Source organism: Stappia stellulata DSM 5886, assembly GCF_000423705.1.
GTDB lineage: Bacteria > Pseudomonadota > Alphaproteobacteria > Rhizobiales > Stappiaceae > Stappia > Stappia stellulata.
In genome coordinates this window covers 226,872-251,988 of the sequence record NZ_AUIM01000012.1, presented here as the reverse complement: position 1 = coordinate 251,988, position 25,117 = coordinate 226,872, and the positions used below count along the sequence as shown (strand labels likewise).

The 25,117-nt window shown below is 65.1% G+C and carries 21 protein-coding genes; 6 read left to right on the top strand and 15 right to left on the bottom strand.

Annotated elements, in window-relative coordinates; translation table 11 throughout:
- Positions 1-57 precede the first annotated feature (57 nt).
- The gene (locus G572_RS0110875; RefSeq protein WP_245566202.1) at positions 58-786 is read right to left on the bottom strand and encodes a 16S rRNA (uracil(1498)-N(3))-methyltransferase; all 729 of its coding nucleotides are present in this window, start codon (positions 784-786) and stop codon (positions 58-60) included.
- Between the two features lie 157 nt (positions 787-943).
- Here G572_RS0110875 and xseA point away from each other — a divergent pair, with 157 nt between their 5' ends.
- Positions 944-2,377 (top strand): exodeoxyribonuclease VII large subunit, encoded by a 1,434-nt coding sequence (xseA, locus tag G572_RS0110870; RefSeq protein ID WP_029058504.1) that lies wholly within the window; start codon positions 944-946, stop codon positions 2,375-2,377.
- Between the two features lie 372 nt (positions 2,378-2,749).
- Here the strand turns inward: xseA and G572_RS0110865 are convergent, their stop codons facing one another.
- From G572_RS0110865 to G572_RS0110845, 5 genes are all read right to left on the bottom strand, one after another.
- A complete protein-coding gene (locus tag G572_RS0110865; RefSeq protein ID WP_029058503.1) occupies positions 2,750-4,117 on the bottom strand; it encodes a TRAP transporter large permease in 1,368 nt (455 codons plus the stop codon).
- Positions 4,114-4,791 (bottom strand): TRAP transporter small permease subunit, encoded by a 678-nt coding sequence (locus tag G572_RS23450; protein WP_051242180.1) that lies wholly within the window; start codon positions 4,789-4,791, stop codon positions 4,114-4,116. The genes G572_RS0110865 and G572_RS23450 overlap by 4 nt, the downstream gene beginning before the upstream one ends.
- Positions 4,792-5,051: 260 nt before the next feature.
- Positions 5,052-6,062, bottom strand: coding sequence for a C4-dicarboxylate TRAP transporter substrate-binding protein (locus tag G572_RS0110855; protein WP_037546524.1), 1,011 nt, complete (start codon positions 6,060-6,062; stop codon positions 5,052-5,054).
- Between the two features lie 252 nt (positions 6,063-6,314).
- On the bottom strand, positions 6,315-7,781 hold the full coding sequence (locus tag G572_RS23445) for a sigma-54-dependent transcriptional regulator (protein WP_245566201.1): 1,467 nt from the start codon (positions 7,779-7,781) through the stop codon (positions 6,315-6,317).
- Positions 7,778-9,649 (bottom strand): ATP-binding protein, encoded by a 1,872-nt coding sequence (locus G572_RS0110845; protein ID WP_084650044.1) that lies wholly within the window; start codon positions 9,647-9,649, stop codon positions 7,778-7,780. The genes G572_RS23445 and G572_RS0110845 overlap by 4 nt, the downstream gene beginning before the upstream one ends.
- A 54-nt stretch (positions 9,650-9,703) precedes the next feature.
- On the opposite strand from G572_RS0110845, the gene G572_RS0110840 reads away from it, so the two are divergent.
- Positions 9,704-10,858, top strand: coding sequence for an acyl-CoA dehydrogenase family protein (locus G572_RS0110840; protein ID WP_029058500.1), 1,155 nt, complete (start codon positions 9,704-9,706; stop codon positions 10,856-10,858).
- Positions 10,859-10,958: 100 nt separating this feature from the next.
- Here the strand turns inward: G572_RS0110840 and G572_RS0110835 are convergent, their stop codons facing one another.
- Positions 10,959-11,447, bottom strand: coding sequence for a fasciclin domain-containing protein (locus tag G572_RS0110835; RefSeq protein WP_029058499.1), 489 nt, complete (start codon positions 11,445-11,447; stop codon positions 10,959-10,961).
- Positions 11,448-11,766: 319 nt separating this feature from the next.
- Between G572_RS0110835 and G572_RS0110830 the strand changes: the two genes are divergently transcribed.
- Together G572_RS0110830 and G572_RS0110825 are read left to right on the top strand one after the other, a co-directional pair.
- Entirely contained in the window at positions 11,767-12,594 is an 828-nt protein-coding gene (locus G572_RS0110830; RefSeq protein ID WP_029058498.1) for a universal stress protein, read from the top strand.
- Between the two features lie 205 nt (positions 12,595-12,799).
- Positions 12,800-15,517 carry a bifunctional acetate--CoA ligase family protein/GNAT family N-acetyltransferase gene (locus G572_RS0110825; RefSeq protein WP_029058497.1) on the top strand — a complete coding sequence of 906 codons (2,718 nt, stop codon included), beginning with the start codon at positions 12,800-12,802 and terminating at the stop codon, positions 15,515-15,517.
- Between the two features lie 35 nt (positions 15,518-15,552).
- On the opposite strand, the gene G572_RS0110820 is transcribed toward G572_RS0110825, so the two are convergent.
- From G572_RS0110820 to G572_RS0110785, 8 genes are all read right to left on the bottom strand, one after another.
- On the bottom strand, positions 15,553-17,235 hold the full coding sequence (locus tag G572_RS0110820) for a thiamine pyrophosphate-binding protein (RefSeq protein ID WP_037546628.1): 1,683 nt from the start codon (positions 17,233-17,235) through the stop codon (positions 15,553-15,555).
- Positions 17,236-17,418: 183 nt separating this feature from the next.
- Positions 17,419-17,799, bottom strand: a complete 381-nt coding sequence (locus G572_RS0110815) for a hypothetical protein (protein WP_029058495.1) — start codon at positions 17,797-17,799, stop codon at positions 17,419-17,421.
- Between the two features lie 291 nt (positions 17,800-18,090).
- Positions 18,091-18,636 (bottom strand): GcrA family cell cycle regulator, encoded by a 546-nt coding sequence (locus G572_RS0110810; protein WP_029058494.1) that lies wholly within the window; start codon positions 18,634-18,636, stop codon positions 18,091-18,093.
- Between the two features lie 263 nt (positions 18,637-18,899).
- Positions 18,900-19,322, bottom strand: coding sequence for a hypothetical protein (locus G572_RS0110805; protein WP_037546521.1), 423 nt, complete (start codon positions 19,320-19,322; stop codon positions 18,900-18,902).
- 170 nt (positions 19,323-19,492) lie between these two features.
- Positions 19,493-19,915, bottom strand: coding sequence for a hypothetical protein (locus G572_RS23440; RefSeq protein ID WP_029058492.1), 423 nt, complete (start codon positions 19,913-19,915; stop codon positions 19,493-19,495).
- A gap of 172 nt (positions 19,916-20,087) precedes the next feature.
- The gene (locus tag G572_RS25465) at positions 20,088-20,990 is read right to left on the bottom strand and encodes a class I SAM-dependent methyltransferase (RefSeq protein ID WP_084650043.1); all 903 of its coding nucleotides are present in this window, start codon (positions 20,988-20,990) and stop codon (positions 20,088-20,090) included.
- Between the two features lie 231 nt (positions 20,991-21,221).
- Positions 21,222-22,058 carry a glycerophosphodiester phosphodiesterase gene (locus G572_RS0110790; protein ID WP_029058491.1) on the bottom strand — a complete coding sequence of 279 codons (837 nt, stop codon included), beginning with the start codon at positions 22,056-22,058 and terminating at the stop codon, positions 21,222-21,224.
- Positions 22,055-23,872, bottom strand: coding sequence for a sulfatase-like hydrolase/transferase (locus G572_RS0110785; protein ID WP_084650042.1), 1,818 nt, complete (start codon positions 23,870-23,872; stop codon positions 22,055-22,057). The genes G572_RS0110790 and G572_RS0110785 overlap by 4 nt, the downstream gene beginning before the upstream one ends.
- A 297-nt stretch (positions 23,873-24,169) precedes the next feature.
- Here G572_RS0110785 and G572_RS0110780 point away from each other — a divergent pair, with 297 nt between their 5' ends.
- Both G572_RS0110780 and G572_RS25460 read left to right on the top strand, forming a co-directional pair.
- Positions 24,170-24,520 (top strand): diacylglycerol kinase, encoded by a 351-nt coding sequence (locus G572_RS0110780; protein WP_029058489.1) that lies wholly within the window; start codon positions 24,170-24,172, stop codon positions 24,518-24,520.
- 323 nt (positions 24,521-24,843) lie between these two features.
- Positions 24,844-25,071: a Rha family transcriptional regulator gene (locus G572_RS25460; protein WP_051242176.1), complete on the top strand. Its 228-nt coding sequence runs from the start codon at positions 24,844-24,846 to the stop codon at positions 25,069-25,071.
- The last annotated feature ends 46 nt before the right edge of the window (positions 25,072-25,117 follow it).

Here is a 25,117-nt window from a genome sequence, read left to right as displayed (position 1 = left end):
GCCCCTGTCAAAACAAATGGGTTTTTCGCGCAGGCACGCCCGGCACCGCGCGCCCTGCTATTTCCAGTCGCCGCAAACGGCCTGCACAACCGCCATCGCCGCAACGGCCGCGGTGTCGGCGCGCAGCACGCGCGGCCCGAGCGGGATCGCGGTCACAAAGTCGTGCGCCCGCAGGAGCGCGCGTTCGTCTTCGGAAAAGCCACCCTCCGGGCCGATCAGCACCGCGAGCGGGCCGCGCTCCAGCCGCTCAAGCGCGGCAAGCGGGTTCTGCGTCGCCTCGCCCTCGTCGCAAAAGATCATCCGCCGCCCCGGATCGCTCTCGGCGAAACCGCGCACCAGCGCCTCCAGGGCGACCGGCTCGCGGATCTCCGGCACGCTGAGCACGCCGCATTGCTCGCAGGCCTCGATGGCGTTGGCCTGCATGCGCTCCAGATTGACGCGGTTTGCCTGGGTGTGTTGCGTCAGCACGGGGCGCAGGGCGCCCGCGCCCATTTCCACCGCCTTTTGCACCATGTAGTCGAGCCGCGCGTGTTTCAGCGGCGCAAAAAGATAATGGAGATCGGGCGCCGGTGCCTGCGCACGTGTCTGCGCCGTGCAGTGCAAGCTGGCCTGCTTGCGACCGGTCACCGCGACCTCGGCCCGCCATTCGCCGTCGCGCCCGTTGAACAACAGCACCTCGGCGCCGTCCTTCAGGCGGAGCACATTAATGAGATAATTGGCCTGGGCCCGGTCGACCTCCACGGCGCGGCCCTCGCCCAGGTCCTCGCTCACGTAAAGGCGTTGCATGCGAAACTCGTAACGCGGCATCAAAAATCCTCACAAGCACGCGCGGCGGACACGCCACAGCTCTGGCCATTGCCTGTCGATAGCACCCACGCACCCCTTGACGACAGGCGGCGGGTGCGCTCCCCTCGCGGTCTCACATTCGCACGCAGGACACCCCTTGGCCGACAGCAGCAACATCGCCGAATACTCGGTGTCAGAGATTTCCGGCGTGATCAAGCGCACGATGGAAGACACCTTCGGCCATGTGCGCGTGCGCGGCGAGCTGGGGCGGGTCTCGCGGCCGGCGTCGGGCCATCTCTATCTCGACCTCAAGGACGAGCGCGCTGTGCTGTCCGGCGTCATCTGGCGCGGACAGGCCGGACGGCTGAAGATCCAGCCCGAGCAGGGGCTGGAGGTCATTGCCACCGGCAAGGTCACCACCTTTCCGGGTCAGTCGAAGTACCAGATGGTGATCGACACGCTGGAACCAGCCGGCGTCGGCGCGCTGATGGCGCTTCTGGAGGAACGGCGCAAGAAGCTCGCTGCCGAAGGGCTTTTCGATGCCGAGCGCAAACGCGCCCTTCCCTTTCTGCCGCGCGTGATCGGCGTTGTCACCTCGCCCAGCGGCGCGGTGATCCGTGACATCCTGCACCGCATCTCCGACCGCTATCCGCTCACTGTCATTGTCTGGCCCGTGCGGGTACAGGGCGAGACCAGCGCAAAGGAGGTCGCCAACGGCATCGCCGGTTTCAACAGCCTGCAGAAAGGCGGAGCGATCCCACGTCCGGACCTCATCATCGTGGCGCGCGGCGGCGGATCGCTTGAGGATCTGTGGGGCTTCAACGACGAAATCGTGGTGCGTGCGGCCGCCGCCTCCGACATTCCACTGATTTCGGCGGTCGGCCACGAGACCGACTGGACGCTGATCGACCACGCCTCCGACCTGCGCGCCCCGACGCCGACGGGGGCGGCCGAATTCGCCGTGCCGGTGCGCGGCGAGCTGATCGCCACGCTCGACGATCTCGCGCGGCGGCAGATTTCCGGTCTGTTGCGGCTGGTGTCGGCGCGGCGGACCGAGCTGCGCGCGGCAGCCGCCGCCCTGCCCTCGCCGCGCGACCTGCTGGCGCTGCCGCGCCAAAGGCTCGACACCTACAGCGAACGCCTGGCGCCGGCGCTAAAGTCCAGCCTGCGCGACCGGCGGTCGCGTCTCGCCACGGCAACGGCACGGCTGTCGCCGCACACGCTGTCGCGGGCGGTGTCGCTTGCCCGCGAGCGGCTCGTCGGCCTCGAGGGCCGCATGGCGCGCGCCCATCGCCAGCGTCTCGCCACAGAGCGCGCCCGGCTCACCGCCTCGGCCAAGCTGCTCGACAGCCTGTCGTATCGAAATGTTCTGGCGCGCGGCTATGCGCTGGTGCGCGACGAGACCGGCACACCGGTGCGCTCCGCCGGCCAGATCCAGCCCGGCGGCCGGCTCTCCATCGAATTCGGCGACGACACCCGGCTCGACGCGATGGCCGTCTCCGAGGGGGCCGCCGCGCCAGCGGTCAAAAAGCCGCGCAAGACCAAGCCGAAAGCCACCGCCGCGCCGAAGGATCAGGGCTCGCTGTTTTAGGGATGCGTAGCCGGGCTGGATCGGACTTCGGTCGAGACACTCCTCTTCCCCTCACACTCCGCGTCACCCCGGACGGAGCGCAAGCGCAGATCCGGGGTCCATTGGCGCCCTCAGCCGGAGCAGAAGCGCGCGGCGACCGAGGCAACCGCACCGCCTTCATCGCAGGCGCTCGGCAACAGGAAACGTGGATTGGGTCCCGGCTCAAGGCCGGGATGACGGCCTGAGGCACTCGCTCGGTCTAGGGCATGACCCTGGATCGCCGAGAGAACCGAAACACGTACCGATACCAAAACGCGCGCCCGCCGCATGATGCGACGGGCGCCCGTTTCAGGTTCCCGAGAGGGTAGCCGGCCCGACGGACCGGCCCCAACCTCACATGATCGACGGCAGGAAGGTGACGATTGCCGGGAAGGCGACCAGCCCGCCGATGGTCAGGATGTCGGCGATGAAGAACGGCGTGCAGCCTCGGAAGACTTCCTGCACGGGGATGTCGTCGCGCACGCCGGCCACCACGAAGCAGTTCAGTCCGATGGGTGGCGTGATCAGACAGAGCTCCGCCATTTTCACCACCAGAATGCCGAACCAGATCGCGCACATTTCGCCCGACAGGCCGAAGGTGCTGTCGGCGGCCGAAACCGTGTCGCCGCCGTTGAGGGCCATCACCGCCGGATAGACGACCGGCAGGGTGAGGATCAGCATGCCGATGGCATCCATGAACATGCCGAGCACCGCATAGGCGCAGAGGATCAGCACCAGCACCAGCCAGGGCGAGAACTCCAGCGAGACGATGAAGTCGCGGAAGGCGTCCGGCAATTGCGCGAAGCCGAGGAAGCGGACATAGACCAGCACGCCCCAGATCAGCGTGAAGATCATCACCGTCAGCTTCGCCGTCTCGTGCAGTGCCTGCCAGAGCTGCTTGCCGCGCATGCCGTTGACGAAGGCGGAGACGAGCACGACGAAGGCACCGAGCGCACCGGCCTCCGTCGGCGTCGCGTAGCCGAAGTAGAGCGAGCCGAAAATGATCACCACCACCGCGATGATCGGCAGCGTGCCGGGCACCGAGGCAAAGCGCTGGCCCCAGGTGAAACCGCGCACCGGCGGCGCATCGCCCTTCCAAATCGCCATGCCGACGATGATCGCGACATAGACGAAGGCGGAGAAGATCCCCGGAAGGAAGCCGGCGATCAGGAGTTTCGCCACCGACTGTTCGACGAGAATGGCGTAGATGACGAGGATCGCCGAAGGCGGGATCAGCGAGGCCAGCGTGCCGCCGGCGGCGACGACCGCCGAGGACAGGCGCTTGGAATAGCCGACCGCCAGCATCTCGGGGATCGCGACGCGGGCGAAGACGGCAGCGGTCGCGACCGAGGCACCGGAAACGGCGGCGAACCCGGCGGTGGCAAAGACCGTGCCCACCGCCATGCCGCCCGGCAGCCAGCCGAGCCAGCGCTTGGAGGCCTCGAAGAGCTGACGGGTGAAGCCGGCGTAAAACGCCAGAAAGCCGATCAGGATGAAGGTCGGCAGCACCGACAGCGAATAGGTGACGGATTTGGAATGCGGGATCGTGCCCGCCATCTTCAGCGCCACGATGAAGCCGCGCTCGAAGCCGAGCTTCTGGGTGAAGATCGCGATCAGGCCGACCACGCCGACAAGGGCGGCGGCAAAGGCGACGCGCATGCCGATCACGACGAGGATCAGCAGCACGCCGGTCATGATCAGGCCGATATCGAAGGGGGTCATCGGCGCGGTCCTTTCGTGGAGCCGGCATTGGAGCCGTCGGTGTCGGTATCGCCGGAGCCGTCGGCCGGACCGTCGAAGGTCTCCTCGATCTCGTGGCGCGCCTGGGTCTCGATGTCGGCGAGCACAGGAACCGCGATCGGCTCGGCCTGCGGATCGCGCACCAGCCGCCAGTAGCCGTAGATCTGCAGCGTGAGCCGGAGCAGCAGCACGGAGAGCGCCACCGGGATCACCAGCTTCGACGGCCAGGTCGGCAGGCCGATGTCGATCGAGCTGTCGCCAATGGTCCAGGAGCGGTTGAAGTGGAACCAGGACCCGTAGATCAGCGCGGCGACAACCAGCCAGATCAAGATGACGCCGACGCATTCCGCGATCCACAAGGGGCGGCCGGAGAGCTTGCCGAGGAAGAGTTCCATGCGGATATGGCCGCCGAGCCGCTGGCAATAGGCCACGCCCATGAAGGCGAAGACGGCCATCGCCTGTTCGGTGATGTCGATGAAACCGGGCACCGGCAGGTTGAAGCCGTTGCGGCCGATGATCTGCACGACGGCAAGCAGCATCAGAACCAGAATGCTGGCGGCGGCAATCATGTTGAACGCATTCTCGAGCTTGCCGAGCCATCCGTCGAAACGGATGTAGGTCTCGGGTCGCCCATGCGTCGCGGAGGAAGATGTCATGGCGAACTCCAGCCAGCCCGCTCAAGCGGAGCCGGGTCGGGGAAACAAAGGATCCGGACGCGGGGACGAGGGGGCAGGCGCTGCCGCAACAAATCCGGCACGAGCCACCGGCAGGCACCGCGATCCGGATGAAGCACCGACCACGGCACCGGCTTCGACGCGCGGCTCGAGCGCTTGCGTCACCTCACGCGCCGGCTGCGCGACGAAACGGGCCGGCACGCGATGCGCCGGCCCCTCGCGCTGGCCGTCAGCGCATTCGATCAGTTCAGCTTGGACTGAACCATGTCGAGGAGTTCCTGTCCCGGAATGCCCTTGGCATCCATTTCGGCGACCCAGGCATCCCACAGCGGCTGGCCGGCCTTGGCCTTGAACGCGTCGAGCTGATCCTTCGGGAAGGAGACCTGCTCGATGTCCATTTCCTCAAGCGTCGGATACCACTTGTCGTAGACCTTGGCGTAGGTCGCCAGGTAATGGTCGATCGCGCCCTCGATGGAGGAATCCAGCGCTTCGCGATAGTTGTCGGGAAGCGCTGCATAGGCATCCATGTTGACCACGACCGGGCAGTTCACCGTGCCCGGGTTCAGGTTGGTGGTCCACCAGCTGCCGGCCTCGACCGTCTTGAACGACAGATGCGCATGCGGCGCGAAGGAGGCGGCACGCACCGTGCCGGAATCGATCGCCTGGAAGGTTTCGGAAGCGGTCACCGTGGTCGGAACCGCGCCGATGGTCTCCATCGCCTTGCCGATGCCGCCGAGCGCGCGCACGCGCATGCCCTCGAAGTCCGCGACCTCGGACGGGGCCTCGCCCTTGCCGACAAAATTGTACTGCGGCATCGGCGAGGACATGATCAGCTTCGCGTTCCAGCGCGCCAGATCCTTTTCGACCGCCGGATGGGCATAAAGCGCGCGGTCCAGCTCGACCTGCGTCTCAAGATCGGGAACGCCCAGGAACGGCAGTTCCAGAACCGTCAGCGTCGGGTTCTTGTCGGCATGGTAGGAGGCGCAAAACTGCGCCATCTCGAAGGCACCGATGGAGATGCCGTCGAGGTTCTCGCGCGACTTCGACAGAGCTTCGCCATAGGCAAGGTTCAGCGTGAATTCGCCGTTGGTCTTCTCGCTGACAAGCTCGGCGAGCTTTTCGACATGTTCGGTGAAAGCGCGGCGCTTGCCCCAGAGCGAGACGTTCCACTCAAGCGCGATCGTTTCGCTGGCGAAGGTAAAGCCAAGAACGGCAGCCGTGCCCAGCACGGCCAGCTTGCGGCCTGCGGTCATATCAGTCCTCCCAAGGATTTCGTTCGGTTTGCACCGGCCCTCCCAGGCCGGCATCCGAGCTTGTTCACGCAAACACCATGCCAGCAATTTCGCCGCGCACGCAAGCAACGCCACGAACACCGCGTCAACCACGCGATATCCCCGTGTTTCCGCTTGGGCAGACCGCCGCGCGACCGCCTTCCTTTCAGATGAAATTCAGATCAACTTCGGCAATATTTCGCCAACTCTCGGTCAATATCGGCAAAATATTGCTTATTTCGACGCAGGTTTGTCGTCATCCGCGACGGTGCCCCGGCTCAATCCAAGCCGCGTCATCTTTTCGTTGAGCGTGCGGCGCGGCAGATCGAGTTCGATCAGCACCGGCGCGATCCGGCCGCCGTGGCGAGCCAGGGCATCGGCGATCACCCGCCGCTCATGCGCTTCCATCATGTCCTTCAGCCGCCCGTGCGCTGCCCCCTGCCGCGCCTCGTCGCGAACAACCAGGGAACGCAGCGACGGCGCGCCCATTGCCGCGTTGAGCACGAAGCGCTCGGCGGCGTTGCGCAGCTCGCGGACATTGCCGGGCCAGTCGTGCGTCGCCAGGAATGTGACGTCATCGCCCGTCAGTTGCGGCCGCTCGCAATCGTAATCGGCGGCAAAACGGTTGGCGAAACTGTCGAACAGGAGCCGCGCATCTCCGGCCCGCTCGCGAAGCGGGGGAATGCGGATCTCGACCGCGTTCAGCCGGTAGAGCAGATCCTGGCGCAAGCGCCCCTCTGCTACGCTTGCCTGCGGATCCACGTTGACGGCGCTCACCACCCGGATATCGATGGGCACCGGCCGCGTCCCGCCCAGCCGGTCGACCTCGCGCTCCTGCAGGACGCGCAGGAGTTTCGGTTGCAGCGACAAGGGCATGGCCGAGATTTCGTCGAGAAAGAGCACCCCGCCGTCGGCCTGTTCCATCCGCCCGGCGCGCGATCGCTCGGCCCCGGTGAAGGCGCCGGCCTCATGGCCGAAAAGCTCCGCCTCCACCATCGTCTCCGGCAGCGCCGCGCAGTTCACGGCGACGAAGGGACCGCCGGCGCGGCCGGAAAGATCGAAAAGCGCCCGCGCAACCACCTCCTTGCCTGTCCCGGTCTCGCCGACGATCATCACCGAGGCATCGGTGCGGGCGAAATGCGAGATCTGCTGACGCAGCCGGCGCATCTCGGCGCATTCGCCGATGAGCCGCGCCTCCAGCCCTTGCAGGTCGTCGAGCCGGCGGGTGAGCGCACGGTTTTCCAGAACGAGGCGGCGGTGCTCCACCGAGCGGCGGACGACGGCGGCGACCACATCCGGATCGAACGGCTTTTCGATGAAATCGGCGGCGCCGTGATGCATGGCCTCGACCGCCATCGAGACATCGCCATGTCCGGTCAGAAGCACGACCGGCAGCTCCGCGTCGATGGCCTTGACCTTGCGCAGGAGATCGACGCCGCTCGCGCCCGGCAACAGCACATCGGTGACGAGGCAGCCGGGAAAATCCGGGGTCAACAGCGTCAGCGCCTGTTCGGCATCGACCGCCTCGACCGGCTCGAAGCCGGCAAGCCGCATCCATTGCCTGAGGCCGGCCCGCATCGCCGGGTCGTCGTCGACGATCAACACGGGCGGGCGTTCCAGGGGATGTTCTGGCGGGCGGGCGGCCTCGCGGTCCGCGGCTTTCGCCGGCACGGCGTCCAGGTCTCTTGAAGTGTCGCTCACGTCGCCTCGATCTCTCGCTCGGCAGGCAGGACGGCCTTTTCGCGTTTTTCGTCTCCCGGCTGGCGCGCCGCGTGCCGCGCCTGCGGCAGCGACAACACGAAGGCCGCGCCACCGCTGTCGCTGTCGTGAATGGCCAGCGTTCCACCAAGGTCATCGACGATCCGCGCCGAAATCGCAAGCCCGAGGCCCAGCCCGCTGGCGGCGGGTTTGGTGGAAAAGAACGGCTCGAAGATCCGCTCACGCAGATCTTCCGGAATGCCTGCGCCATTGTCGGCGATCTCGATCAGGACCTGATCGTCCTGCCGCCAGGCCCGCGCCTCGACACGCGGATCGGGCGTGGCGAGACAGGCGTCGATGGCATTGCGCAGGAGATTGACCAGAACCTGCTCGACCCGAAGCGGCGCGGTGGAGGCAAGCAGGGCCTCCTCCGGCAAGCCGAGGCGCAGCGCCACCCCGGTTTCCTCGATGCGCGGGCGCACCAGCTTGGCGCTGGTCTTGAGGCACTCGCGCAGGTCGACCGTCTCGATGCGCGATTCTCCGGGACGGGCGAGGCGTTTCAATTCCTGGGTGAGGCTCGCCATGCGCAGCCTGAGCGCATCGATCTCGTCGAGATTTTCCGAAACCGCTCCCGTCTCGCCGCGTGCCTGGTAGAGCCTTGCGCCGGAGACGAACATGCCGAGCGCCGCCAGCGGCTGGTTGAGTTCGTGGGCAACCGCTGCCGACATTTCGCCGACCGCGGCAAGGCGGCTGGCGCGGGCAAGGCCTGACTGCGCCTCGCGCAATTCCGTTTCGACCCGGCGACGTTCCTCCACCTCCTCGACAAGACGGCGGTTGAGGTCGCGCAGCCCGGCCGCGTCGCGCTTCAGGCCGGCGGTGAGCCGTCCGAGACGACGACCGCGCACCACAAGCATCGCAACGACATACAAAAGGATGAGCGTCAGCGCGCCGGCCCAGACGATCCCCCTGACGGCCTCGATCTCGGTTCGCGGCGTGAAATAGTGAACGGTCCAGTCCAGCAGGCCGACCTTCAGCCGTGCCTGCCGATACGGCGTTCCGGCAATCGCGATCTCCTGCGCGTCGGCAGCGCCCTCCTGCAGGCTCGACAGGCGAACCCCGCCGTATTGCCGGTTTTCGCGGATCGCGGCCACCACCATGTCGGTGAGCGGCGCAATGGAGGCATAGCGCCAGGCATCCTGCGTCCCGAGGAAAACGACGCCATGGACGTCGGAGACGATCACCGTCTCGCCGCCGTCGCGCCAGCTGCGCTCCAGCCCGTCCATATCCACCTTGACGACGACGACGCCGCGGCCGGACGCATCCTCCGGCGTGGCGCGGGCAAAGAAGAACCCCGGCTTTCCGGTTGTGGCGCCAACGGCGAAAAATTGTCCCTCGCCCCCGGAAATCGCGGTCTGGAAGTAGGGACGAAAGGCATAGTTGCGACCCATGAAGGAGCTGGCCTTGTCGAAGTTGCTGGCAGCAACCGTGCGCCCTTTCGCGTTCATGACGTAAAGCGCTTCCGCGCCGGTCGCCGCCGTCAGATCCTTGAGAAAGAGATTGGCCGCCTCCGTCTGCGCCGGATCCTCCAGAACCGCCGTCGCGCGGGGATCGCGGGCAACGAGATAGGGAAGATAGCGGAACTTCTCCAGCTCCCGCAGCAGGGTTTCGCGGTAGAGCGTCAGCCGCTCGCGGGCGCGCGCATCGCTGCTGGCCTCGGACCGACGCTCGACCCAGTCGGCGGCGAAAACCGCGGCCGCAAGCACGCCCACTACGGGAAGAAGCAACAGGGCAAACCGCAGAAAACCCTGCGGCGCATCGCGGTCCGGCGTGGACTTGCGCGGCGCCAGATCATATGTCTTTGCTCTCGTCATGGTGCTTCCCGCGGCACCGCGCCCCAGGGCCGTCGAAGACCGGAAAGGACGCCGATGCAGTTTTCATTGAGCGAAGAAGAGTATCTCATCCAGGACACCGCACGGAAACTGGCCGAGGACAAAATCGCACCGCTGGCCGAAGCGCTCGACCGGGGCGAGGGGCGCGAAGCGTTTCTGGCCAACCTGAAGATGCTCGCGGAAAACGGCTACATGGGCCTGAACGTTGCGGCGGATCATGGCGGAACGGAAGCGGGAACCGTGGCCTTCGCGCTGGCGGTGGAGGAAATCGGGCGCGCCTGCGCCGCGACCGGCGTCACCGTCTCGGTCTCCAACATGGTGGCGGAAGTGATCCAGGCGGTCGGCTCAAGCGAGCAGCGCGAAGCCTATTTGCCGAAGCTGACCGACGGCACCTATTCCGCCGGCGCCTTCTGCCTGACGGAAGCCGGCGCAGGCTCGGACCCTTCGGCGATGAAGACCCGCGCCGTCCTCGACGGCGATCACTATGTCCTGAACGGCACCAAGCTCTACATCACCTCGGCCGAATACGCCGGCGTCTTCGTCGTGTGGGCCGTCACCGACCCGGAAGCCCCCAAGGGCAAGGGCATCACCTGCTTTCTGGTGGAGGCCGGCACGCCCGGTCTCGTCATCGGCAAGGCGGAAAAGAAGATGGGGCAGACCGGCTCGGCCACAAATGAGGTCGTCTTCCAGGATTGCCGCGTCCCGGCAAGTGCCGTGATGGGCAAGGAGAACGACGGCTTTCGCATCGCCGTCGGCGAGTTGGCCGGCGGGCGCATCGGCATCGCCTCCCTTGCGCTTGGCATCGCGCGTGCCGCGATGGAGCGCGCAAGGGCCTATGTCGCGGAGCGCCGCCAGTTCGGCCGCGCCATCGCCGACATGCAGGGCGTGCAATGGATGATCGCGGATCGCGAAACCGAGCTGGAAGCCGCGCGCCTCCTGATCCTGCAGGCGGCAGCGCTCAAGGATGCCGGCAAGCCGTTTGCACGGGAGGCCTCGATGGCGAAGCTCTTCTCCTCCGAAGCCGCCCAGCGCGCGACCTACTCGGCGCTGCAGCTTCATGGCGGGGCCGGCTACATCCAGGACTATCCGCTGGAACGTTTCGCCCGCGACGCGCGGATCACGACGATCTACGAGGGAACCTCGGAGATCCAGCGGCTGATCATCGCGCGCGAGGCCATGAAGGCCGTCTGATCCGGCCGCCCCATGCGACACGCGAACGATAAAGGGGCCGGGACGGCCCGACCCCTCTTTTCGTCGCGCGCCGGTTGCCGCGCGGCGACCTGCATCACACTCAATCCGACGGCATGATCACCTTGTCGATCACATGGATCACGCCGTTGTCGGCCGCCACGTCGGCGGTAACGACATTGGCGCCATCGACGGTCACGCCGGTGGAGGTCTTTACCACCGTGACGGTGGTATCGCCGTCCGACTTGAGCGTCTCGACTTCCGTGGTGTCGTCAGGAATGTCGTCCGCCATGATCTTCTGACCGACGACATGGTAGGTGAGAATGGCGACCAACTGGTCCTTGTTCTCCGGCTTCAGCAAATTCTCGACCGTGCCGTCGGGCAGCGCCGCGAAGGCCTCGTCGGTCGGTGCGAAGACCGTGAGCGGACCCGGAGCGCTCAACGCCTCGGCAAGGCCCGCCGCTTCGGCCGCGGCGAGAAGCGTGTTGAACGAGCCGGCGTTCTTTGCCGTTTCGACGATATTCGCCGCGTTTGCCACGCCGCCAAGTGCAAAGAGTGCCGCTGTCGCGATTCCGATTGTCAGTTTACGCATACTTGCCTCCATTATAACTTTCGATATTCGACGACTTACAATCGAGAGCCGCCGTCGCAATGGTTTACGCCTGGCAGTCCTTCTGGATTTTATTTATTCTTACTAAAATGGCAGGCAATTTACACTTGATCCACATCCCTGAAATTTGCGTAATCGCGCGCTTGCGTCTTAAAATGAAAATCGATGGATATTCATTCGTAAATCATCGGCAATTGATCCCGGTCAAGGATAGGCTGCATCCGCAAGCCTAGGGTCTGTTGCGAATGCGGCGGCTACTGGCTAACGTGCTGACCTGGCCACGGAACGGAGGGAATTCCACATGGCAATCAAAGACATCACAACGCTTGTCGATCTCAACGGCAAGCAGAAGACCGCGCAGGTCGCCCTGGATCTCGCCGCGCGCACGGGCGCGCATGTGACGGGATTGACGGTTGCTTTCGAACCGGTCGTGCCGGGGTTCATCGCCGCACCGATGCCGCCCGACTATGTGGAAATCGCCCGCAACCAGGCGCTCAAGGCGGCGAAGGAAGCCGGCGACGCCTTTAACGAACTCGCCCGCAAGGCCGGCGTCACCGGCGAGATCCGCACGGCGGAAATCATCACCGGCGGATCGACGGAATCGATCCTGGCGCATTGCCGGCTGACCGATCTCGTCATGATCGGGCAGGAAAACGCGGACGATCCGGAGCCGATGCGCGAGATGCTGATCGAATCCGTCCTGTTCGAGGCAGGCGTTCCGGTGCTCGTGGTGCCCTATATCGGCAGCACGCTGCCGCTGAAGAACGTGATGGTCGCCTGGGACGGCAGCCCGACGGCGTCGCGCGCGGTGCACGCCGCCCTGCCGTTGCTGCAGATGGCGGAAAAGGTCACGGTGATGATCGTCGAGACCGGACGCCGCACGTCCGGGGAGCCCGGCGCGGACATCGCCACCTATCTCGCCCGCCACGGTCTCAATGTCACCATCGATGTGGTGCCGCGGCCCACGTCCGGGGTTGCGGATGCGATCCTGAACTACGTGTCGGACAACAACATCGACATGGTGGCGATGGGCGGCTACGGGCACTCCCGCATGCGCGAGTTCCTGTTCGGCGGCGCGACGCGCGACATTCTCGCGTCGATGACCGTTCCGGTAATGATGGCGCACTGAGCCCGAACTCCAGATCGGGCCTGTAGCGGGGGGAGCCTTTGCAGGCCTGCATGGCACCGCCGCCGCGACTTCGCGATGCGGCGGTGCCATGGACGTTTTGCCGAACTGAACCAGTTATCGGTCGGGAGGCGTTGCCGGGAAACCGGCAGCAGATCGTCAGCGCAACGTCACTGCATCATGCATTGACGGGTGAAGGACCGTTCCCGTGACCATTCGCAATCTCGAAGGCCTGTTTCGCCCCCGCTCGCTCGCGGTCGTCGGACCGAACCGGTTTGGCGACGAGGCGCTCGACCTCCTGCTCAACCGCCTGGCCGACAGCGCCTTCAAGGGACCGATGACGCTGGTGGGATGCGGCAAGGACGCGCCCGACGGTTTTCGCACCAAGCGCCGCATCGAGGACCTCGACCACGCCCCAGACCTGCTGCTCTACGTCGGGGAAGCCGACGATGCGGCCGCGATCCTGCGCACCGCCGGTGCCGCAGGCACACGCGCTGCCGTCGCACTTGCCGGCGGCTACGACCGCTGGAGCGACGACCAGGTGCGCGCGGCCCTTGCCGCCTCCCGGCCCAACACCTTGCGTCTGCTCGGTCCGGGCAGCCTCGGCATCGCCGCCCCCGGCGCGAATGTCGCTGCTCATCTCGGCGCCACCGACGCGCAGGGCGGCGACCTTGCCTTCATCGCGCGCTCCGGCACCATCGTGAATGCCACGCTGTCCTGGGCGGCCTCCAACCGCATCGGGTTCTCCGGCGCGGTGTCGCTCGGTCAGCGCACGGATATCGACGTCTCCGACCTGCTCGACTGGTTCGCGCTCGACTACAAGACCCGCGCGATCCTCGTGCATCTGGAAACCATCGCAAATCCGCGCAAGTTCCTCTCCGCCGCACGCGCCGCGGCCCGTTCCAAACCGGTGATCGTGCTGCGCTCGGGCGCAAGTCGCGAGGTCCGCGGCGAAGGGCGAACCCATGCCGGACGGATCGCGGCGCCCGATGCCGTGTTCGATGCGGCGCTCGCACGCGCCGGCGTTCTGCGCATCGACGATATCGACGAAATGTTCGAGGCGGCGGAAACCGTCACAAGGGTCAAGCCGGTGAACGGGCGCCGGCTGGCGATTGTCGCGACCGGCGGCAGCCTGTCGATGATCGCGGCCGACCAGCTGCAGCGCCAGGGCGGCACGCTGGCATGTCCCGAACCCGAAACCCGGGCGGCGCTGGAAGGCCTGCAGCGGCCGGGCGTGGCGCATGTCAATCCGCTCACTCTGCATGAGACGGCGCCCGCCGAGGCCTATGCGCGCGCGGTTTCGACGTTGCTTGACGACAAGAGCGTCGATGCGGTCCTCGCGGTGGTCGCTCCGTCCGCCTTTTCGCCGGTTTCCGTCATTGCCGAGGCCTTGGCCCATGCGCATGGAGCGCGCGGACACAGCCATGGATACGGGCGCAAGAAGCCGTTGCTGGTCGCGCTTGCCGCCGGCGCGCCGCTTCCGCGCCAGGCGCTGGATGCCGCCCGCGTTCCCACCCATGCCAGCGCCTTCGATGCGGTGCGCGCCTTCATGCATCTGGTGCGTTACGCGGAAGGGCGCGACATGCTGATGGCCGCGCCGCCGAGCCTGCCGTCGGATTTCTCGCCCGATGTGGACACCGCCCGCACCGTGGTGCGCGCCGCGCTCGACCAGTCCCGCAGCTGGCTTACGCCGGAAGAGATCTCCACGGTTCTCGACGCCTACGACATTCGCCAGGTGCCGACGCGCCTCGCGGTCGATGCCGTGGAGGCCGGCGAGATCGCGGAGACGATCCTGCGCGGCGGAACGCGGGTGGCGCTCAAGCTCGTGTCGCCGGACCTTCCCTTCAAATCGGATTTCGGCGGCGTGCTCCTCGACCTTGCCACGCCCGAGGCGGTCGAAGACGCCGCCCGGGCGCTTGGCGACCGCGTGCGCCGCGACCATCCGCAAGCCGAAATCACGGGCTTCGCGCTGCAACCGATGCTCACCCGGGCGCAGGGCCACGAACTCTTTGCCGGCCTTGCCGACGATCCGACCTTCGGCACCGTGGTCGCCTTCGGCCGGGGCGGCACGGGCGTGGAGGTCATCGGCGACGTCGCGCTCGCGCTTCCCCCGCTCGATCTCAATCTTGCGCATGCGCTGATCCGCCAGACACGGGTCAACCGTCTGCTCTCCGGGTTCCGCAACCTTCCCGCCGCCGATATGGACGCCATCGCGCTGACGCTGGTAAAGCTCGCGCAAATCGCGATCGACCTGCCGGAAATCCTCGAACTCGACATCAATCCGCTGGTGGCGGACCGCTTCGGGGTTTGCGCACTCGACGCAAGGATCGCGGTTGCCGAACCGGCAATGCGGGCCGGTCGGCGCGGCACCTCGCGGCTTGCCATCGCGCCCTACCCCAAGGAATGGGAGCGGACGCTGGAGCTGAAGGACGGCGCCACGGTGCGCGTCGCGCCGGTGCGTCCGGAGGACGAGGACCGCTACCGCGCCTTTTTCCAGACCGTGTCGCCGGAAGACCTGCGTCTCAGGTTCTTCGCACCGGTCAAGGAGTTCAACCACGCGTTCATGGCGCGGCTCGTTCAGCTCGATTACTCGCGCGCCATGGCCTTCGCCGCGACCGATCCCGAGACCGGCGAGATCCTCGGCGTGGTGCGGCTGCACGCGGACCCCGATCACCGCAGCGGCGAATACGCGATCCTCGTGCAGTCGAGCCTCAAGGGGATCGGTCTCGGCTGGGCCCTGATGCAGCTGATCATCGATTATGCCGCCGCCGACGGCATCGAGACGATCAAGGGCGAGGTGCTGAAGGAAAACACCACGATGCTGGCCATGTGCCAGGCACTCGGCTTTTCCGTCCGCTCCGCGCCCGACGACGACGCCATCGCCGAGGTCACCCTGCCGGTTGCGGCCGGCGCCGGCAGGTCATAGCCGGCACACCATGGACTGTGCCGGCGGGCGCCGCCTCAGCCGGCGCGGATCTCGCTCAGCGACTTCACCGGCGTGATCGCTTCCGGGTCGAGCTTCAGATGCAAAAGCGCCGGCTTGCCGGAGGCTGTCGCGCGCTTAAACGCCGGGCCGAACTCATCCGCCGTCTCCACCGTTTCGGCATGCGCGCCATAGGCGCGGGCAAAGGCCGCGAAATCCGGATTGACCAGCGTGGTCGCCGAGACGCGACCCGGGAAATCGCGCTCCTGATGCATGCGGATCGTGCCGTACATGCCGTTGTCGACGGCGACAACGACGATGGCCGCCCCCTCCTGGGCCGCCGTGCCGAACTCCTGCATCGTCATCTGCAGGCAGCCGTCGCCGGCAAAACACACGACGGTGCGCTCGGGATACTTCAGCTTGGCCGCGACCGAGGCCGGCAGGCCGTAGCCCATCGAGCCGCTCGTCGGCGCAAGCTGCGTGTTCATCTCGCGGAAGCGATGGAAGCGGTGCACCCAGGTGGCGTAATTGCCCGCACCGTTGGTGAGAATGGCATCTGAGGGGAGGTTTTCCTCCAGGTAGTCCATCACCTCCGCCATCTGCAGCGCGCCGGGAACCTTCGGACGCGCCGAAGACCAGGCGAGATAGTCGTCATGGGCGGATGTGGCGAGCCCTGCCCAGGGCGTTTCGTTGGGCGGTTGCAGCCCTTCCAGCGCTGCGCAAAAGCCGTTGGGCGAAGCGTTGACGGCAAGTGCCGGGCGGTAGACCCGGCCCAGTTCCTCCGCGCCGGCATGGACATGCACCAGATCCTGGGCCGGCTGCGGGATCTCCAGCAGCCCGTAGGACTGGCTCGGCATTTCCGACAGGCGCCCGCCAACGATCATTAGCAGGTCCGCCTCGCGCACGCGCTTGGCAAGGGCCGGATTGACGCCGATGCCGACATCTCCGGCATAATTGGGGTGCAGGTTGTCGAACAGCATCTGCCGGCGGAAGGAGCAGGCAACGGGCATCTCGAAGCGTTCGGCAAAGCGCTGAAACGAAGCACGTGCCGCCGCGCTCCATCGGCTGCCGCCCAGGATGGCGAGCGGACGCTTTGCCGCCCACAGCCGCTTTTGCAGATCGGCCATCTGGGTCAGACCCGGATGGGTCTCGATCGGCGTGAAGGGCGCGAGGTCTTGCGGCGCGGCGGATTTCGCCAGCATGTCCTCCGGCAGCGCCAGCACCACCGGACCGGGACGTCCGGAGGTGGCGGTGTGATAGGCCCTGGACAGCATTTCGGGAATGCGCGCCGGGTCCTCGATCTCCGCCACCCATTTGGCGATGCCGCCGAACATCTGGCGGTAATCGACTTCCTGGAAGGCGTCGCGCCCGCGCATTCCGGTCTCGATCTGGCCGACGAAAAGGATCATCGGCGTGGAATCCTGCTGCGCCACATGCACGCCGGCCGCCGCATTGGTCGCGCCGGGACCGCGGGTCACCATGCAGATGCCCGGACGACCCGTCATCTTGCCCCAGGCGTCGGCCATCATCGCCGCCCCGCCTTCCTGACGGCACACCGTGACGGGAATGCTGGCGTCATGCAGGGCGTCGAGCACCGGCAGATAGCTCTCGCCCGGCACGCAGAACACGCGTTCCGCGCCAAGCGCTTCAAGCGCGCGCACCAGCAAGACGCCGCCGCTCGCCTGCGTCGCAGATGCTTCCGTTTCCGCCGTCGCCGTCATGATGTCCTGATCCCCGATCTGTCGCGATATCATTGCTCTGACGCCGATATACACCTCAGACGGGGGCACAGGCAAAAGCGCGACCCTCCGCACCCTATTCCAATTCGGAATACCGCTGCGGGGGCGCGCAATCGCACGCTTCTTTTTGTGCGGGCGCAGGTCGCGCACCGCAAGGCGGGACCGTCAGAGATCCTGGACGGTCACGACCTGAAACGTATGGAGATCTCCATCGTCGTCCTTGATGGAGACGTATTCGCCGGGGCGGAACGGATGCGTGTTGAAGCGGTAGCCAGCCTCGTCGTCCTCATCGCCCTCGATATCGTAATGGAAGGCCCAGGAGCCGCCCGGACGGTGGCGCAGGTGGCCGATGTCCTCTTCCTCGTCCGCCCAGAATCGGCGCACGCGGCAATGCTCCTTGTGCTGCTTCCAGCCGGCCGGATCGATATGATCCTCCGCGTCGAGCGGCGCGATGAACTCGTAGCCGTGACGGGCGGAGCCGTTCGGGAATTCCTTGGTGCGCGCGAGGTTGAGGCGTATTTTCTTCAGGCCAAGGTGTGCGGTCATGAACGCACGGCTCCTTCTTTCGCAATTGGTGAACCGCCAACCTCGCGCGTCGCGGCAAAGAAGACAATGAGCGAAATCAAACCTGATCGCGACACAGATGCCCGGAAAACGGAGTGACCGGAACACCGGCCCACGCCCGGCCGGGCAGAAAAATGGCGGGGCCGGAACACCGGCCCCGCCCGGCCGGGCAGAAAAATGGCGGGGCCGGAACACCGGCCCCGCCGGGGCAAACATCGACTGCTTGGGAGGGAGATCAGACGACGAATACCCGTACCCTGTACCCGCGCCCGGTCAGACCGCGATGGCCCGCACCGTTGCGACCCGCTTGACGTCGGACTGCGTTGCGGAGCCGCGGCGGCGGCGAATGCCCTGATAGGCAAGGCGGTGATGGAACTCGCAATAGGAGCGCCCGTTGTCCGCATCGCGGCTGCAGAAGTGGAAATCGGCATCCGCCGGATCGCCGATCGGCCACTTGCAGGTCTTGCTGGTCAGCGTCATCAACGTGACGCGGTCTTCCGAAGACACGCAGGAGTGCTCCGTCTCGAAGGCGGATGCCTCGAGATCGAGGTCAAAGCGACTGCGCGGACGAAGCTCCGCGGCGTTTTCGCGCGCCGCCGGCTTTCCGCCGACACATGCAAGCGACGGCTTGCCGCGCTGGATGCGCTGCTTGGGGCGATGGCTTGTCGCCGGAGATCGTTTCGGAAGTCCCATGCGGTGCGCCTTGCCGATCACCGCATTGCGGGTAACGCCCGCCATGACGTAGGCGATCTGGCTGGCACTCAGGCCCTGCAGCCACAGTTTCCTCAAGAGATCTTCGCGTTCGGTTGTCCAAGCCATGTCTAGCCCCTGGTCTTTTTTGGTCGGAAGATCCCGGAACGCAGATACAAAGGATCCCGTTTCGCCGAGCCGCCTTGAAGCGCCATCGACGGGTGCCGACTTTTGATTTGTGCCCATTTCACGATCGAGATCGCGGTGATCGACGTTGCGCGGACTTTGTCCGCATCACTACGTAACCTTCGATGAACTCGCCATCGACTATGCCTAATTTATAGTGAACAAATCCTTAACAGGTCAATCAATATGCGTTTTCATTTTGAATTTTACTTCTTTCTTTCCAGTATTATTGAACCAATTGAGCCAACAACAATATCCATTACTTCATTCTGAAATTTTTTATTAATATTTTCTTCAATTTGATCGGGGTGCGCAAAGTTCATTGAACTCGATATCGAAAAGAGAAGCTTTTGATTTTCACGCCGCACATCAAGGACGCCGTCTGTACACATTTTATCGATCTTTCGACGTGCCGTTGAGTAAGGAATATTAGTTTCCTCAGATATTGTCTCTAAGTCAGGATCAACTTTGTTTGCGTTGGCAATAGCGATTGTCGTCAAAATCATCAGCTGGCCAAGATCATCGACCTCGTACTCTTCCATGAAACGAAACATCAGGCTGAAAAACATTTCGTAGAGGCGCAGGATACGGTGCGCCTGAGTCGGCAACCCTTCGTTCTGAGTCGGCACGCCCGTCCCCCTCCCCGGTTGTTTCGTCAATTTGACGAAGTTTGCGTCGTTTTCGGTGTGTTTCAACCTCTTGCAACGCGCGGACGTATCCTTGCCGCCAGGTTACATCCCATAAAACAGTGGGCAATCATGGTTTTCCACATGTTTTGACATGAATACGCTTGCAACGCTCAATCCGTCGCAATGTCGAAGACGGTGGTCATCAGGGCCCGAACCATGCCAACGGTCATGTCGGCGTCTGCCCGCGCGCCCCCTTCCGTTGTGCCTTCGCCGAGCTCCCCCGCGTCCGAATCAAACAGATAGACGACCGATTTTCCGCGCCGGCCCTTGTGAACCGTGCCGGCGGCAAGATAGGGCTTCAGGCGCCGTTCGATCGTGGAGCGCGAGCTTTCCAGCTTTTCGGCCAGCAACTCCGCATCCATCGGCGCACCGCGCAGATCACCGATCGCGACAAGCACCAGCAGCAAGACATCGTTTGCATCCACGGCCCCGAGCCGCTCCTGCATTTGCAAGGTCAGGTCGTAATAAACCTCAAGAAGACGCCTCAGCCTGTAGTCGGTCGGGGCTCCGCCGCGTTCATACGCTTCGCTCATGTCCCTGCCGCCTTTCCGCTTCCGGGCGCGCCCGCCGCGCCCGGCTCCAGAATGACGTCGAGCGGGTCAGCGATGCAACCAACCGCGTGGCGAAACCCCCGACAGGCCGGCCGGCCCGTGCCGGATCAGGACGTGGCGGCGGCCTGTCGCTGTCCCGACCCGCCGCGTCAGTTCAGACGGGGCGGGTCGCGGATGCGCCATCGCCAGGGGAAAGGGCCCCCGGGGCAATCGCGTCGCGACGCGTGCGGGCGCGGCCGCGCCCGGTTGCCGTGAGCGGCCTGTCGACAGTGGCCAGATGCGCATCGACGCGGAAGACAATCCGGCCATCGGGTTGCACATGCGACGCAAGGTGGCGCTTCATGTCGGCCGTGATCGCGTCGACGACCTCCTGTTTCAAAACGACCCCGGAGAAGGGAAACCAGCCCCTGACGTCGGAATTGACCAGCGCCTCGACGGAGTCAAACTCCGCCAGGACATGGCGCCCCTCGATGCGCGCCGGCTGGGTGCCGGCGCGGTCGAACAACGATGTCAGATCCTGACGACGACCGAGCGAGAATGCAGCGCGCAGGGAGTCCGACAATACCGGTCCGATCCACTCCTCGTAGACGTTGGCAATCGCCTTGTAGATCGGGTTTCGGTCCAGCTCGTCGAAAACCAGCACCGTCATCTGGCCGCCCGGACGAAGGACACGCCACATTTCGCCGAGTGCGGCCTCGGGATCGTCGAACAACATCAGCCCGAACTGGCAGAAGACGTGGTCAAAGAGCCCGTCTTCGAAGGGCAAGGCTTTTGCGTCGGCCCGTTTCCAGTCGATCCCCGGCGCGATCTGCGCGGCGACATCCAGCATCGCGTCGTTGGAATCGACTCCGGTCACCCGGGCCGGATCGCCGACGCGCGCAGCCAGCTCCCGCGCAAGCACCCCCGTTCCGCAGGCAATATCGAGCAGGCGTGCATCCCGGGCGGGGCGCACCGTATCGGCGGCAACGGCTGCCCACTTGCGAAAAATCGCCGCGACGAGCAGATCGTCGAACGCCTTGGCGGCGTGCTGCATCTGCAAGGAATTTCTGGATGACATCGGCAGTCTCCTTGAGCCCGGGTGCCCGCCCCCAAAGGCGCGGTGTTGCCCTCCGAATATAATAACTTATTGGTGCAAATTAACGATGACGACAATTCTAGATTTATATCAATCCGGTCGCAAATGACGCCGCAGCGGCGGCGTCCGTCGGGCCCCCGAGCGATCCTCGACAGGCGCGCTTCTCTCCCGCCGACAGCAAGAGCAAGGACTGCGATCGCCCTGCGAACGGCGTCACCGCAGCCGGGCGACCGCGCGACGCGCCTGTTCAGCGCAATCGGCATGCGCGTTCGGAAGGTCGGTGAGGATCACTGCAACGGCGTCGACGGCACAAAGCCGGGCGATATCGCCAAGGGCGTTCACCGTGAACAGAAAGACCCCGCGGCCATCGAAGTGAGGTGTCACCTTGTGGGCAAAGCGGTAATCGACACTCACGCCGTCGATGCCGGAGACCGCGTAGTAGAACTTGAGAACCGGCAGAAGCTCAAGCCTCCAACCCGCCAGCCAGTGGATCGTCTGCACCCCGTCCTTCGACAAACGCTGCAAAGCGCGCATGTCCATGCCTTCCACGAAGCTGCGCTCCAAAAGCCCATGTTCTTTCAAAGCGTTGGCGAAAGCATGAAGGTCGGCATCGCTCAGCTCGCCAAGGTTCTTGGCGTCGATCCACAGCCGCATGGCGGGGGGGAAGGCAAACCGGTCGATCGGAATGCCCCGCACGGCACCTTCCACGCGCGGATCGTCATGGGCAACGACCAGCCCCGCGCCATCGGGGAGATAGAAAACGTCGAGTTCGACCCCGTCAAACCGTTCGCGGGCCGCGATCTCGACAGCCTCGGGCGTGTTTTCCGGCGCTCCGCGCCCGCCGTTGCCCCTGTGCCCCCAGATGAACGGGCGCGGCGCCTGGACCGCATCGGCCAGGGGAAGACGCAGCCGGGTGATCGGCGCATGCAGCACCAGCACGAGGCCGAGTGCCACGCCCGCGAGGGCAACGCCGGCGAAAAGGCCCCGTCGCAAAGCCGCGCGCCGGGGCATGCACCGCAATGCGAGCGCATCGATGTCCGGGTCGGTCACGGACGCCCCATATCGTTTCCGGAGGGCGCGTGGCCGCCCTTCGCGGCGCGCCGGTCAGTCAGCGTGGCGGGTTCGAACACACGTGCCTGCCGGTGATGCGCGCGCCTCGGGCCGACCGTTTGGCCAACCGTCGCTTGCCGCGTCGCGGCACACGTGCCGGGGTCCTGACGGCAGGCGTAGTAGCCGGCCTTCATCTCCGCAATCGCGCAGTCGGCAAATCGGCCGGCGCAAGCATCCCGCATGCCGAGAAGATAGTCGTAGACGGGGGACAGGTTCAGCCCGGCCGCCTCCAGGAAGGTGGGGGCCAGATACTGCAAATCCATGGCCTCGAAGGTCGGCACCGGCGGCGCCGCCGCCACCCCCTCGGTCAGGATCTGGTAATAGGTGAGATAGGCCGGCGACGCGGGCGAGGCGACAGCGTCCACCCCGTGGCGATCCTCCCAGTGGGCGCGAAGCAGGCTCGGCTGGTGGTCGCCGTACTCCAGAAGCGCGACGGGCCGCTTTGTCGCCCGGTCCTTCAACCGCTCCCAGAAGACGGACAGGTCATCCCGGCTCTTCGCCACGCGCCGGAAGTATTCCGCAACCGAAGCGTCGTCGGAATAGGGCTCTCCCGACCAGGCCGCATCGGGATGAAGCGGATAGTCCCAGGGTGAATGCGCCGACATCGTCAGGACGAAGACAAAAAGCGGACCATCGTCCTCCTCGCGCAAGCGGCTGACCGTCTCCAGCACCTTGTCGTAGTAGAAGGCGTCTGTCTGGTGCGCGCTGGGCGCCTGAAGCATAGCCTGGTCGATCACGGTGTCAAAGCCGATCGACCGGCCGAAAGCGCCCTCGTTCACGAAGGAATAGGGCAGCGGCGTGACATAGACCGTCCGGTAGCCGCAGCGCTTGAGGTTCTGCGCCAGGGCGTTTTCGACCCGCCCCTCCAGAACGAAATTCGAATAGTTCTTCAGCCAGCCCAGATCGGAAATCGGAAGGCTCGTGTTGAAGCCGGCCGTCGTCACCCAAGTGTAGCCGGCAAAGGTCTCCACCCTGAGCGCGCGCGACCGTCCATCCATGCCGCCGAACCCGCGGGCCAGCTCCTCCGGCGCGCCCTCGCCCAGGATCTGGGTCGGCAGGACAACGGATTCGGACTGGATCACCATGAGATCCGGTGCCCTTCCGCTCGCCTCGCAGGGGCCGGACGACGGCGTGGCGCCAGCCGTTTCGGCCTCCAGATGCGCCAGCAGCGGCACCTCTTCGGTCATATGACCCAGATTGCGGAGCGAGGAAAAGAAGGCGGTCACGTAGCGATAGCGCATCAGGTCTTCCACGCCCTTGAAGTCGCGCGGCTGCGTGAGGATCGCCGCGGCGATCGCCAGCGGCAGCAGGGCACAGGCGCGCAGGCGGATGCGGCTGGACCCCGTTTCCCGCCGGCGCAGGATCAGGACCGCGGCCAGTGTGGAGACCACGAGGGTGCCGAAAACGAGCAGATACGGCAGAAACGATCCGGACAGGAACTGCAAGGTCCCGGGGTCGAAGGCAAGGAAATAGAGGTCGACCACGTTCGGCGCGACGGACATCCATTTCATCTTTGCATAGGACACGAACGCAATAACCGCGATCAAGCCGACCGAGGCATACACCGATGTCAGGAGGCGGCCGGAAAGAAGCGCCATGAAACATCCGATGGCGAGCGCGATCGAAAGCGCCATCGGCAGGGTGTCGACATGACGCTCGGCCACCGCAATTCCGGCGAGCGCGACCAGAAAAACCGCGCCGACGACACCCTTCCGGGCCAGGAAACGGCCCGCCAAATCTATCAATTTCCGCATGGTAAAATCCTGAATCACTAAAAAGCTTTACCGAAATAGCAAGAAAGATAATAAAAGTAACGCAATCGCGGGCGTTAATGTTAACAGCAGACCGGACACAGTCTGCAAGCCCGCCCAGGAGCGACCCGAGAACACGGCCGGGACAACCGCCCAGGTGCGGATCTCCGTGCGACCACCGCGAAAAAACACGGCCCCGCGCCGGTTCGCCTTGAGCGCGGCCCGTGGAAATTAAGTGGCGACGCGCGCAGCCCAAGGCCTTAGGTAAGGCTGGTCTGTTGAAATCCCTCCGGAGGGTCCATGCTGCGTCAGGTCTTTGCGTTTCGGAATTCGCTTGCCGGATTGAAATTCGGTGTCATGCGGGAACCCGCCCTGCGCGAGGAGGTGTTTTTCATCGTCCTGTCCGTGCCGCTCGCACCCATGCTCACGCGCGACCCCTGGACGCTGGTCGCCTTGTGGGGCTCTCTCCTGCTTCTCTTGAGCATCGAGCTCCTCAACACCGGGATCGAAAAACTGGCCGACCGGGTGACACGCGAGGACGACGACCTGATCAAGGCCGCAAAGGACTGCGGGTCGGCCGCGGTCCTGATCGCGATCCTTCTCGCGACCATGGTCTGGGGCGTTGCGCTCTGGGAGCGGTTTTTCGCCTGATCGCGCAAAGGCGGCCCGGGCCGCATGCCCGTCCCCGCCGAGAGGTCGCACATATCCCGCAAGCCCCGCTACGGCAATTGCCTGCAGCGCCGTTCGCAAGAGAAGTTTTCAGGAGGCGGGGGAGAAAAAGGCGAATGGTACAGACGGTTGGAAACGTCTTTTCAAACACCTAGATCCATATTTTTCAATAACTTAGTACCACCTCAGGTCTTCTTGATGTAGCAGGTCACTGTAGCAGTTTTCAAGGATGCACATGCGCGTGGCGCTCCCCATCCGGCGCTCTAGCCGATAGCGCAATCGGCAACTTTCACGGAAGCGCCAACATGAACGCACACGTTTCCACCAATGCCCTGACCGGCACCCACCCGACCCTGATGGTCATCGATGGCCACGACCAGCCCCTCACGATGTCGTCCTTGGAGATCTCGGTCCTTCTGATTTGTCGTCACGACAATGTGAAGCGCACCGTCGAACGCCTTGCGGGTCGCGGACTGTTCACGCTTCCTCCAATGGAGGAAACGTCGTTTATCGACAGCGCAGGTAAGAAGTAGTGGACGTCTGTCTACCTCCTCAACAAGCGCACCAGCTACATCGTCG